Below are 12,808 nucleotides of genomic sequence, written 5' to 3'. Positions count from 1 at the left end.
TCCTGCGGTTCCTGCGGCTCCTGTGACCGGGGCTCGTACGGCTGCCGCGGCTCCCGGGGTGCCCGGCAGCGCGGCGCCCGGGGCCGCCATCAGGCGCGTTACGGTCCCGGGCGCAGCAGAATGGCGGGGTGACTGTCGACCCCGCCACCCCGGCCCTTTCCGGCCAGACCACCTGCGGCGACGAGATGCGGACACCGCTCCGCGACTTCCTGCGCACCGAGACCGGCAGCGCGTCCGTCCTGCTGGCCGCCGCGCTGGCCGCGCTGGTGTGGGCCAACGCCGGCCCCGGCACGTACGCCACGTTCTGGGCGACGGACCTCTCGGTCCGTATCGGCTCCGCCGGAATCTCCCTGGGGCTGCGCGAGTGGGTGAACAGCGGGCTGATGACACTGTTCTTCTTCGTCGTCGGCCTGGAGGCGCGCCGCGAGTTCGACATGGGCGAACTGCGCGAGCGGAAACGGGTCACCCTCCCGCTGCTCGCCGGCATCAGCGGCATGGTCGTACCGGTTGTCATCTACCTCGCCTTCAACGCCGGTGAGGCGTCGGCGCGCGGCTGGGGCGCCGCCATGTCCACCGACACGGCCTTCGCGCTGGGCATGCTCGCCGTCTTCGGCACCCGGCTGCCCGTGGGCCTGCGCGCCTTCATCCTGACCGTCGCCGTCGTGGACGACTTCGTCGCGCTCGGTGTCATCGCGATCGCCTACAGCGGCCATGTCGATGTCATGGCGCTGATCACGGCCCTGGTGATCTTCGCGGTCGTCCTGCTGGTACGGGCCGCCGGAGTGCGCCGGGGCGCGGTGTACGCGGTGCTCGCGGTGGCCCTGTGGGCGGCTGTCCTGGAATCGGGCGTCGACCCTGTCGTGACCGGACTCGCCATGGGGCTCCTGACGTACGCCTACCCCGCCGCCCGCAGCGATCTGGAGCGGGCCACCGGTCTGTTCCGCCTCTTCCGCGAGCAGCCCACCCCGGAGCTGGAACGGTCCGTACGGGCCGGACTCGCCTCGGCGATCTCGCCCAACGCCCGCCTCCAGCGCATGTACCACCCCTGGACGAGCTATGTGATCGTGCCGGTGTTCGCCCTCGCCAACGCCGGGATCACCATCAGCGGAAGCGTCCTCGCGAACGCCTTCACCTCGCCCGTCACCCTCGGCATTCTGCTCGGCTACGTCGTCGGCAAGCCCCTCGGCATCCTGGGCGCCTCCCTGCTGACCACCAGGCTGAGCCACGGCCGGCTGCGGCCGCCCGTTGGCTGGGGCGCCACCGCCGCCGGCGGCACCATCGCGGGCGTCGGCTTCACCGTCTCCCTGCTGATCGCCACTCTCGCCTTCAACGGCACCCGGCTCGCCCAGGCGAAGATCGGCATCCTCGCCGCGGTGCTCTGCTCCTTCGCCGCCACCTGGGCGGTCACCTGGGTGATCGGGATCCTGCCCCGGCGCCCCCGGATCACCGCCCTGCTCGGTACGGGCGAGTCCATCATCGATCTGTCGACACCCGTCGACCCGGACCACGACCATGTGCGCGGGCCGCGCGAAGCACCGGTCACCGTCGTCGAGTACGGCGACTTCGAGTGCCCGTACTGCGGTCTGGCGGAGCCCGTCATCCGTGAACTGCTCGCCGGCGCGGGCGACGTACGGTACGTCTGGCGCCATCTCCCGCTCACCGATGTGCACCCCAACGCGCAGCTCGCGGCCGAGGCGGCCGAGGCCGCCGCCGCGCAGGACGCCTACTGGGAGATGCATGACCTCCTGCTCGTCCACCAGGGCGATCTGCGCGCCGCCGATCTGCTGCGTTACGCCGAGGACATCGGCCTGGACACCGAACTCTTCCACCGCGATCTGCGCGCCCACACCGGCGCCGCCCGGGTCGCGGAGGATGTCGAGACGGCCGACATGAGCGGTGTGTCGGGCACTCCGACCTTCTTCGTCAACGGGCGCCGCCACCACGGCGCGTACGACATCGCCGGTCTCTCCGCCGCCGTACGCGCGGCCCGCGCACGCTCCCTGATCAAGAAGGTGTGATCCCGCGATCGGCCTCGGAGATCATCAGTCCTTGAGGAACTCGGAGAGATCATCAGGCCTTGAGGAAGTCGAGCAGCGCAGGGTTGACCACCTCGGAGTGGGTCCAGGCGATGTTGTGCGGGCCGCCCTCGACCGTGATGAAGGTCAGATCCTTGATCAGCCCAGGCAGCCGCTTCGCCGTGTTCGCGTACGGCAGGACCCGGTCGTCGGTCCCGTGCATCAGCAGTACGGGCACATCGATGTTCGGCAGATCCTTGCGGAAGTCGGTCAGCCAGGTGTCGACACAGGCGTAGGCGCCGTGGGCCGAGTTGGCGACGGCCGTGTTGAAGCTGAAGTTCCAGGCCTCGTCACTGATCCGGGTGCCCTTGTACTGATCGTAGTTGTACAGGTTGTTGATGAACACCTTCATATAGGCCGGGCGGTCGGCGACGATGGCGGCCTTGATGTCCTCGAAGACGGACCGGTCGACGCCGTCGGGATTGTCGTCGGTCTTGAGGAGGAACGGCGGTATGGCGCCGAGCAGTACGGCCTTGCTGATCCGCCCGGAACCGTATTTGCCCAGATAGCGCGTGACTTCGCCCGTGCCCATGGAGAAACCGACGAGCACCGCGTCGGAGAGGCCCAGATGGTCGATGAGGACCTTGAGGTCCGCGGCGAAGGTGTCGTAGTCGTAACCGAACGTGGGGCGGCTGGAGTTGCCCGTGCCGCGCCGGTCGTACGTGATGACGCGGTACCCGGTGGCCAGCAGGACGCGCTCCTGCTTCTCCCACGAATGCCCGTCGAGCGGATAGCCGTGGATGAGGATCACGGGCTGTCCCATGCCGTGGTCCTCGTAGTAGATGTCTATGGAGCCGGTGTTTTCCTGCCCGACGGTGACGAACGGCATGGGGATGCCTGCTTTCTGTGTTCGTTGATGGGGCTTTGTCTCCATGAAACCTCCGCGGGCCGGGGCTCGCCACATGGGTCGGTGCCGCGTCGGTCAGGGGTTCGGGCGCGCATAACGGCGGCGTGCGAGGGCACAAGGCAACAAGGGGAACGGAGAAGAGCGTCCGACGCATCGCCCTCACCGGTGCGCGGGCAGGAGTGAATGAGCGTATGAACGGACAGACCGTTGTCGGTACGGCTTTCGCGTCCCTCGCGGATTCCGTACGCCCGTTGCGCCGGGCCCGCGAATTCCTGGGCTCGCCGGGCTGTACGGCCGAGGCGCGGCTGCTCGCCATGCGTTTCCTGCAACAGCTCGAAGCCGAGTGGTGCGCCGCGCTCGCCGGCGGGCGGGGCGACGATGTGCTGCTCGTCGTCAATGAGCTGGTCACCAATGCCGAGCGGCACAGCCGTGGACCGTATTTGCTGGAGCTGGAGGGCACGGACCGGCAGGTGATCGTGACCGTGTACGACAGCAGCTCGGCCCTGCCGCGCCGCTATGAGCGGGACCCCGGCCGGCTGGGCGGGCACGGTATGGAGATCGTCCATGTGCTGAGTGACCGGCTCGTCGCGGAACGGGTCCCGGTCGGCAAGCGCGTCCAGGCCGTGTTCGAGCTGTGAGCTGTGAGATGCGTTGACGCTGTTGGGGGAGTGACCCTACCTTCGCTGTAGAAAGCGCTTGCAGTGCGGCGCTTGCTATGTGGCGCTTGCTATGCGGCGGTGCGCACTCGGCGCTCGTAGGTGACGGTGAAGGCGAGGAACTGATGGGTACGCAGACGCCTCCGGCGGCGGGCACGGTGAGCGCGGCGGGGTTCGCGGGGCTGCCCGGGGCCGTCGCCGTATCGCATCTGCGGGTGTACGACTGGGAGGCCCCGGACGGAGTGCGCGGCGGCACCCCGCATCTGCACCTCACCTGCTCCGAGGGGTACGTGGTGACAGCGGGCCGGGGAGCCGTCCAGACACTCGGCCCCGCGGGCTTCGCCGTGACACCGCTGGCGCCCGGGTCCCTGGTCTGGTTCACCCCCGGCACCATCCACCGGCTGGTCAACGAGGACGCGCTGCGCATTGTCGTCCTGATGCAGAACAGCGGACTGCCGGAGGCCGGCGACGCCGTACTCACCCTTCCCCCGGAGTATCTGACTGACCCGGAGACCTATGCGCGGGCCGCCGGACTGCCCGATGCCTCCAGGGCTTCGGAGGGCGAGCAGGCCGCCGCCGCGCGCCGGCGGCGCGATCTCGCGGTCGAGGGCTTCACGGTGCTGCGTACGGCATGGGAGGCGGGCGATCCGGGACCCCTGCTCGACTTCCAGCGGGCCGCCGCCGCGCTCGTACGGCCCCGGCTGGCGCGGTGGCGCGAGCGCTGGGAGGCGGGCGCGGCCGAGGCCGCCCGGCAGACCGGTGCCCAGCTCGACCTGCTCGCCGCGGGCGACGCCTCGTATCTGGCCGAGGCGAGGCTGCACACCCGGCTCCCGGCGGCGCGGGGCGGATTCGGCATGTGCGGGCGCCTCGATACGTACGACATCCCGGGCCCCGGGACCGACATCCCCGGCCCCGGGACGCTCACACCGTCATGACACGGCTCCCGCCTCGCGCTCCGCCGTCCGGTGTGACGGTGTGAAACACGGGACGGGGGCAAGGCCCTGGGAGCGATCTCAAACGGTCTCGAACGATCAGAGGCCGGGGGGCGGTTCGGCGCCGCCGGCGCGGCCGCCCTCGCGGCCTTCGCTGGCCTTGCGGCGGGCGTCCAGGACCTTTCCGATGAGGAAGTCATAGACATGGGAACCGACGATCGCGCCGATCAGCGGGCCGACAATGGGGATCCACATGTAATGGCTGAACCATTTGAAGGTCCCGGGAATGGCGATATCGCCCCAGCCGACGGCGTAAGTCCACAGCCGGGGGCCGAAGTCACGGGCCGGGTTGATCGCGTATCCGGCGTTCGTGCCGATACTGAGGCCGATCGCGACCACCGCCATGCCGGTGATGAAGGGGCCCAAATTGGACCCGGGCGCGGTGTTCCGCAGGTCGATGAGGGCGAAGATGGCCGCCACGAGGAACGCGGTGCCGACGATCTGGTCGAGCAGCGGCCCCCACCATGAATTGCCGAAATACTGGGCCGGGAAAGTAGCGAAAATCGAAAAGGTGGGGAGCGACTCGTCCCTGGCGAGCTTGGCCCTGCTGTTGGACGCGTTGATGGCCGAGGCGTACATACCGAACACCAGCGCGGCGGCGAGGAAGGCCCCCAGGAATTGTGCGCCCCAGTAGGGGAGGACTTTTTTCCAGGAGAAGCCCCTGCGCAGGGCGAAGGCCAGGGTCACCGCGGGGTTGAGATGGGCTCCGCTCACACCCCCCGCGATATAGACGCCGAAGACGACACCGAAACCCCAGCCGAATGAGATGATCAGCCAGTTCGCGGCGTCGAAGGGGGTGGACTGCCGGCCCGATCCGGAAAGGCCGGCGACGGCGACCGCGACCGAGCCGCAGCCGAGCAGGACCAGTACGAACGTTCCCAGGAATTCCGCGAGCAGTTCACCGCCGAGTCCCTCTCGATAGCCGCGGCGCTTCGTACTGGTGGCTGGCATTACGCCTCCCGCTTCGCGATGTGGGGCCGCACGGTGGAACCCGCCCGATAGCACTGTTCCACGGCTGACGTTCCGTCGCGGATATGTGGTGGGCCATTCGGGGGACGGGGTGACCGGCCGCAAAACGAACGCCCGGCCGGGGATGTCCCGGCCGGGCGTACGGATTTCCGGTTGTACGGTCTGCTTTTCGGATGTGCGGCAGTGCGGTCTACGGCTAGCTGGTGTAGGCCTCCAGCTCGGAGAGCTGGGCCGCCGGCCAGCCGGTGTTGGCCGTGAACGTCAGCCGCAGATAGCGGACCTCCGTTCCGTCCAGAGTGATCGTCGCGGTGTTGCCGCTCGACGGGTTGAACGTGTAGTTGGCCGAAGCCTTCAGTGTGCTGTACGTGGTGTTGGTGGCGCCCAGCACACTCAGTGTCTGCGTACGGGTCGCCCACGCGGCCGCCGGAGGAAGCTTCAGCACGACCCGCTTGACCGCCTTCGGGGCGCCGAGGTCCACTGTGATCGACTGGGGGAAGGCGTTGTTGGTGCTCTCCCAGTACGTGTTGGCGTTGCCGTCCACCGCGTTGCCCGCGCCGTACACATCAGCGTGTCCCGACTCGGTGACCGTACGCCCCTGGGCGAGGTTGCCCGTCTCCGCCGGCGGGGTCGTGGGCGGGGTGGTGGGAGGCGTTGTGGGCGGTGTGGTCGGCGGGGTGGTGGGACCGCCCGGCACACCGCCGTTGGTCCACACCGGGTCGGGCCAGGTGCCGGTGCAAGCGGGCGGGTTGGCGTACCAGCCCGAGTTCCCGGTGCCCTGGGTGATCTGGAAGCCGCTGCCGACACAGTTGTGGATCGGGTTGGACTGCGCGATGTGCGTGGCGGTCACATTGGTGAACGAGGCGGTGCCCGGTGCCTGGATCTGGAGCGCGTAGGTGCCCGCGCCGTCGATCCGTATGTTGTTGAAGCGCAGCCCGTTCGTCGCGCCCTCGATGAGATGGATCGCGGCGTAGGAGCTGTCCAGGACCTCGCTGTCGGAGATGTTGACGGTGGCGTTGATCGGCTCGTTGAGACCGCTGAACCAGATCGCGCCGACGCCGAAGCGCCAGTTGTAGTCGTTGTTCCCGGCCCGGATCAGGGTGTTGCGCGCGGCGGTGGCGACGCCCGAAACCGCCGTGCCCTGACCGGAGTTGCCCCCCGGGTAGCGGTTGGCGATGTGCAGCCCGCCGCCGTTGGTGATGGTGTCCGACATGACATTGTCGGAGATGGTGATGTCCCGGCCGCCGTAGGTGACGATGTTGTTCGCCAGGATCGGCAGGATCACCGTGTTGAAAGTGAACTTGTTGTTGACGTTCGGAATGGCCTCCGCCCACATGGCCAGACCGTCGTCACCCGTGTTGCGCACAAAGGTGTTGGTGACCGTCGAGTTGGTGACGCCCCGGTGGAAATTGACGCCGTCCGCGGTCTGGTCCAGGATGCGGCTGTTCTTGATGGTGAAGTTGTTCATCGGGCCGTCCATCCAGGCGCCGCACTTGGTGTGCTGCATCCAGACGTTGTCGACGACCGAGTCGGACATCGCGCCACCGATGGCGTTGACCTGGTCGTTGTCCACGCGCTCACGGATGTCGCCCATGATGGCGAAGTCCCTGAGAGTGACATTGCTGCTGCCGCCCGCGTCGGCGTACTTCCCGTACACACCGACGGCCTTGCTGCGGTTGACCGGATCGCGCCCGGTCAGCACGCTGTACCAGGGGCCCGCGCCGCGCAGGGTCACCTTGTCGACGATGATGTGGTCGCGCACCTGGAAGGTGCCCTGCGGGATGTAGACCTCTCGGCCCTGGGCACGGCCCGCGTCGACCGCCGCCTGGATCCTGGCGGTGGAGTCGGCGCCACCGGTCGGGTCCGCGCCGAAGTCGGTCACCACGTCGAGCGCGTTGGCGGGCTTGCCGATCGGCGCGGCCACCTGCTCGAAGTCGGCCAGGTCGATGGTGAAGCTCGGGGACGCGGCGGTCGAGGAGACCTGGAGCCTGACCTTCGTACCGGCCGCCAGGGTCGACCCGAACATGGTGCGGGTCTCGTCGTAGAAGTGGTGCGGGTTGGTGTCGCCCGGGTTGTTGTTGAACGGGTAACCGCCGTAGTACCAGCCGTACTTGGAGGTCACCGGCACGCTTTTGAGGGAGGTGCCGTTGACCCGCAGGTCGATGGCGGCGTCCCGGCCGGTGCCCGCGGCGTTGTCGGGCAGTGAGTAGCGGAACGACATCGCGTTCGCCGGGGCGGTGAGCGTGAACTCCACATACTCACCGACCGCGTCGAGCGTCACGGCCTGCCGCCCGGAGGCTTCCGAAGGCAGCGTGCCGTAAAGGCGGTTGGGACCGATCAGGGTGCCGTTGGTCGCGGCGTACTCGGCCTCCTGCTCCTTGAACGGCACGGTCGCGCCGCGGCCCTGGACATCGAGGGGCGAGGGGGCGGGGACCGCCGCCGCCTGAGCGTCGGGCGCGGTGGACAGCACCACCGCCGCGGCCGTCCCGGCCACGGCGAGTGCGAGGGAGAGGGAGGCGGACAGGCCGCGCCTGAGCAAACGGCTTCTGGGGGATGGGGGGAGTGTCACAGACATACGTCCTTGCGGCTCGTGGGGACTCTGCGGACGCGAAAAGGCTAGAAGCGCAGTCGCATGAAGTCTATGAATCCGCGCAATTTTTGAAGCCAGAAGCAAAAATCCTCGACCCAACGGGACGGGTGGGGTGGGGCGTAGGGGATGTTTCATCTCAACTCGCCTGGGAGGGCAGACTGGTTGAGGGGTGCTGAGGCTCGCAAGGAGGCGACCGCCGGGTGCTGCGATGCGGCGCTGCACTCGCTTCACATCGGTCCCGCGCACACCTCTTGTAGGGGGTTCGCGGTCGGCCCTACGATGCTGGGCGCGGGGTGGTGAAACGTTTCAAACGATCAGGTTTCAAACGCTTCGATCAAGGGGTTGCGATGGACATGGGATGGACACGCAGAGCGCTCCTGAATGCCTCGGTGGCGGGCGCGGGAGCCGGCGTCGCCGCTCTGGCCGCCGGCTCCCCGGCCTCGGCGAAGCCCTCGAAGGGGGAGGCCGCCCGCGGCGGGCGGCTCCGTATCGTCCGCACCACGGTCGAGTACGCCGAGCGGCTCCTAGGTACGGATGTGGCGGCGCCGCTGCTGTCCTGGGAACTCGACGGCGGCGACGGCCGGGGCGCGCGGCAGGGCGCGTATCGGATACGGGCCGCGGCCGACGCACGCGATCTCGCGGCCGGGCGGGAACTCCTCTGGGACACCGGCCGGGTGGCGTCCGACCGCAGTGTCGCCGTACCGTACGCGGGCCCCGCGCTGCCGCCCCGTACCCGCTGCCACTGGCAGGTCCGGGTCTGGGACGCCGAGGGGCACGCCTCGGAGTGGAGCACGGCCGGCTGGTGGGAGAGCGCTCTCGGCGGTGAGGACTGGGGCGCCCGGTGGATAGGCGTCGACCCGGTCGCGGAGCCGCCGGGCCCTGAGAGCGCTTCCTGGATCTGGACCGCCGAAGCGACGACGGGCAACGCCCCCGTCGGACCGCGGTGGTTCCGGGGCGCCCTTGCCCTCCCGGTCTCCGCTTCCGCCGCCGTCACCCGTGCCACCCTCCTCGCCACCGCCGATGACGACTTCACCCTCCATCTCGACGGCCGGCAGGTCCTCCACGCCCCCGAGCAGGTCGACGGGTGGCGCACCGGCCAGGTCGCGGATGTCACCGAGGCCGTACGGTCCGCCGCCGGCGGGCGGATCGTGCTCGCGGCCCGTGCCACCAATCGCGGCGGCGCCTCCGTCAACCCGGCCGGACTGCTCGTACGGCTGCTGGTCGACACCGCCGACGGTACGAGCCGCCAACTGGTCACCGGCCCCGGCTGGCGTACCGCCGCGACCGAGCAACAGGGCTGGGAACAGCCGGACTTCGACGACACCGGCTGGACCGACGCCGCCGTCCTCGCACCGTACGGCCAGGGCCCCTGGGGCACCGGAGTCTCGTTCGCCGTGCCCGAGGCGCCCGCGCCCCTGCTGCGCCGCGAGTTCACCGTACCCCGGCCGGTGAGCCGGGCCCGGCTCTACATCAGCGGACTCGCCTACTACGTCGCCGAGTTGAACGGGAAGCGCGTCGGCAGCCAGGTGCTCGACCCGGCGTTCACCGACTACGACGAGACCGTCCTGTACACGGTGCACGATGTGACCGCGCTCCTCCGGCGCGGGACCAACGCCATCGGAGTCACCCTCGGACGCGGTTTCTACGGCATGACCACTCCCAACGTCTGGAACTGGCACCGGCCGCCCTGGCACGGCGAGCCCCGGCTCCTCTGCCGTCTTGAGGCCGAACACCCCGACGGCTCCCGCACCACCCTCGTCTCCGGCACCGACTGGCGCCTCACCGAAGGCCCCACCCGCACCAACTCCCTCTACGCGGGGGAGACTTATGACGCTCGGCTGGCCCCCGAGGGCTGGACCCGGCCCGGTTTCGACGACAGCGCCTGGCGCCACCCGAAGGCCCAGCCGGCTCCCGGGGGCACTCTGCGCGCCCAGCCTCAGGAGCCCATCGAGATCATCGAGACCCTCACCCCCACCGCGATCACGGAACCGAGCCCCGGGGTGTATGTCGCCGACATGGGCCGTACGACGGCGGGCTGGACCCGGCTGACCGTACGGGCCCCGGCCGGCACCACCGTCCAGCTCGTCCATGGCGAGAAGCTCAAGGACGACGGCACCGTGCACGCCGAGACCGGGCATGTGCCCGGGCGGTTCCAGCGCGACGAGTACATCTGCGCGGGCGGTGGGGACGGCACGGACGGTGGGGACGGCACGGGCGGTGGGGATGGCGGGGACGGCGCGGGCGAGGAGGTGTGGGAGCCGTCGTTCTCGTACAAGGGCTTCCGTTATGTCCAGGTCAGCGGCCTGCCTGCCCGCCCGCGCCCCGCCGATCTGCGGGGTCGGGTCGTCCATACGAAGGTCGCCGAGGTCAGCGGCTTCGGCTGCTCCGAGCCGTTCTACGAGCAGCTCGACCGGGCCATGCGTCGCACCCTGCTCAACAATCTGCACGGCATACCCACCGACACCCCGATGTACGAGAAGAACGGCTGGACCGGCGACGCCCAGCTCGGCGCGCCCGTCATGACCTATGCCTTCGGGATGCACCGCTTCCTGGCGAAGTGGCTCGGCGATCTGATGGACAGTCAGAACCCGGACGGACAGCTACCGGTGATCGTGCCGAGTGGCGGCTGGGGCTACGGCGATCTCGGCCCCTCCCCGGAGTGGACGACCGTATACCCCTTTCTCGTAAGGGAGTTGTACCGGATCTACGGCGATGACCGGGCCGCCCGCGAGCACTGGCCGACCCTGACCCGCTATCTGGACTGGGAGTTGGACCGGCTGGTCGACGGCCTCGCGGTCACCGCGCTCGGCGACTACCTCCCGCCCGGCTACGGCGGGAACCCGCCCGAGGACACCCGGCTGACGGCCACCGCGTATCTCCACCGGGCGCTCACCCAGACCGCCGAACTCGGCGAGCTGCTGGGCCACGACGAGAACGCGGAGCGTTATCGCGGCGCGGCGGACGGGCTCAAGAGCGCTCTCAACGCCGCCTTCCTCGACCCGGTTTCCGGGCACTACAGGACCGCGAAGGATCCCGGCTACCGGCAGACCTCCAACGCCCTTCCGCTGGCCTTCGGCCTGGTCCCGGCGGGTGCCCGCGCCTCGGTGCTGGACAGTCTGGTCGCGGACATCACCGCGCGCGGCAACCACCTCAACACCGGGGCGCTGGGCACGAGCGTCCTGCTGCGCGTCCTGTGCGCGCACGGCCGCCCGGAGGTCGCGCACGCGATCGCCACCCAGCGTACGTACCCCAGTTGGGGCTACTGGTTCGACCACGGCGCCGACACCATGTGGGAGATGTGGCCGCTCGACTCGCGCTCGCGCGACCACTACTTCCAGGGGACGGTCGCGCAGTGGCTGTACGAGAACGTGGCGGGGCTGCGGCCCGGCGACGCGGGCTACCGGACCTTCACCGTACGGCCCGACGGACGCACCGGAGTCACCTGGGCCCGTACGTCCATCCGTACGGTCCGCGGCACGGCCTCCGTGGTCTGGTCGGAGATCGGCCCGGATCTGCGGCTCACGGTGCGGGTGCCGGTCGGCGCGACGGCCGAGATCCACGTACCCGCGCAGCGCCGTGAGGAGGTGAGGGCGCCGGGCGGAGCCGTTTATCTGCGCACGGAACCGGGGTTTGTGGTGTACCGCGCGGGCCATGGCGCCTGGGACTTCGTGGGACGGAGCTGAGAGCGCGATCAGGGCGGGGCCGGGCGGAGCGGTCCGAGAGCGTGATCATGGGGGCCCGGGCGGGACGGCGCGAGAGCGCGGTCCGGGGGGTGCGGCGAGACGGTGCGGGCGAGGCGGCGGCCGGTTTGAACGTTTCAGTCGGCCGCCCGGCGCGGCAGGTCCCGGTCGCGCCGCAGCAGATAGCTGTCCATGATCCAGCCCTTGCGGGCGCGCGCCGCCGACCGCAGCTCCTCGATCCGCCCGGCCACCTCAGAGAGCCGCCCGGAGACCAGGATCTCGTCCTCCGTCCCCACATACGCGCCCCAGTGGATGACCGGATCGGCCGCGAGATGGTGCCGGAAGGCCTGGTGCGCGTCGAGCATCACGACGACGTCGTCCACGCCCTCCGGCCACCCCTCGGCGAGCCTGCGGCCGGTGGTGATCTGTACGGGTCCGCCCACCCGGTTCAGCCCGGTACGGTGCCGGGCGGCCAGCGCGGAGACGCTGCTGATACCGGGGATCACCTCGTGGTCGAACCGGACCGCGCCCCGCGCCAGGACCTCTTCGAGGATGCCGAGCGTGGAGTCGTACAGCGAGGGGTCGCCCCAGACCAGGAACGCCCCGGTCCGGTCGTCGTCAGGACCCTCGCCCAGCTCCTCGATGATCGCGCTCTCATAAAGTGCGGCCCGCCGGCTCCGCCAGTCGTCCACGGTTCCCGGGTAGGCGGCGCCGTCCGGGGCCGCCTCCCGCTCCGGATCGCGTACCCCGACCAGCCGGTAGTCATGGCCCGCGGCATGCCGTCGCAGGATCTCGTGCCGCAGCTCCATGAGGTCGGCCTTCTCCTCGCCCTTGTCGAGCAGGAAGAAGACATCCACCTCCTGGAGCGCTCTCACCGCCTGCACGGTGAGCTGGTCCGGGTCGCCCGCTCCGATACCGACGACATAGATCTTTCTCACCGTGTCGAGTCTGCCGTATACCCGCCGTGCGCCGCCCGCTGCGCCACTCATCGGAGGTCTGATG

Annotated in this window: 8 protein-coding genes; 4 read left to right on the top strand and 4 right to left on the bottom strand. The window is 69.7% G+C overall.

The window, feature by feature from the left end; all coding sequences use genetic code 11:
* Positions 1-185: 185 nt before the first annotated feature.
* Complete coding sequence (gene nhaA, locus ACFU9P_RS03545) at positions 186-2,018, top strand: Na+/H+ antiporter NhaA (protein WP_384077911.1); 1,833 nt, start codon at positions 186-188, stop codon at positions 2,016-2,018.
* 52 nt (positions 2,019-2,070) lie between these two features.
* On the opposite strand, the gene ACFU9P_RS03540 is transcribed toward nhaA, so the two are convergent.
* A complete protein-coding gene (locus ACFU9P_RS03540; RefSeq protein WP_376374548.1) occupies positions 2,071-2,904 on the bottom strand; it encodes an alpha/beta fold hydrolase in 834 nt (277 codons plus the stop codon).
* Positions 2,905-3,113: 209 nt separating this feature from the next.
* Between ACFU9P_RS03540 and ACFU9P_RS03535 the strand changes: the two genes are divergently transcribed.
* Entirely contained in the window at positions 3,114-3,560 is a 447-nt protein-coding gene (locus ACFU9P_RS03535) for an ATP-binding protein (RefSeq protein WP_376374551.1), read from the top strand.
* A 143-nt stretch (positions 3,561-3,703) separates the two neighbouring features.
* The gene (locus tag ACFU9P_RS03530; protein WP_384077573.1) at positions 3,704-4,513 is read left to right on the top strand and encodes a cupin domain-containing protein; all 810 of its coding nucleotides are present in this window, start codon (positions 3,704-3,706) and stop codon (positions 4,511-4,513) included.
* Positions 4,514-4,609: 96 nt separating this feature from the next.
* Here ACFU9P_RS03530 and ACFU9P_RS03525 read toward each other — a convergent pair whose 3' ends face one another.
* Both ACFU9P_RS03525 and ACFU9P_RS03520 read right to left on the bottom strand, forming a co-directional pair.
* A complete protein-coding gene (locus tag ACFU9P_RS03525; protein ID WP_384077571.1) occupies positions 4,610-5,521 on the bottom strand; it encodes an MIP/aquaporin family protein in 912 nt (303 codons plus the stop codon).
* A gap of 214 nt (positions 5,522-5,735) precedes the next feature.
* Complete coding sequence (locus tag ACFU9P_RS03520) at positions 5,736-8,111, bottom strand: discoidin domain-containing protein (RefSeq protein WP_384077569.1); 2,376 nt, start codon at positions 8,109-8,111, stop codon at positions 5,736-5,738.
* Positions 8,112-8,473: 362 nt separating this feature from the next.
* On the opposite strand from ACFU9P_RS03520, the gene ACFU9P_RS03515 reads away from it, so the two are divergent.
* Positions 8,474-11,809: a family 78 glycoside hydrolase catalytic domain gene (locus tag ACFU9P_RS03515; RefSeq protein ID WP_384077567.1), complete on the top strand. Its 3,336-nt coding sequence runs from the start codon at positions 8,474-8,476 to the stop codon at positions 11,807-11,809.
* A gap of 134 nt (positions 11,810-11,943) precedes the next feature.
* Here the strand turns inward: ACFU9P_RS03515 and cobF are convergent, their stop codons facing one another.
* Entirely contained in the window at positions 11,944-12,744 is an 801-nt protein-coding gene (gene cobF, locus ACFU9P_RS03510; protein ID WP_384077565.1) for a precorrin-6A synthase (deacetylating), read from the bottom strand.
* Between the last annotated feature and the right edge of the window lie 64 nt (positions 12,745-12,808).

This window comes from Streptomyces sp. NPDC057617, assembly GCF_042800555.1.
Lineage (GTDB): Bacteria > Actinomycetota > Actinomycetes > Streptomycetales > Streptomycetaceae > Streptomyces.
Note: the sequence above shows the minus strand (reverse complement) of the source record. Positions and strands in the feature narration are given on the sequence as shown.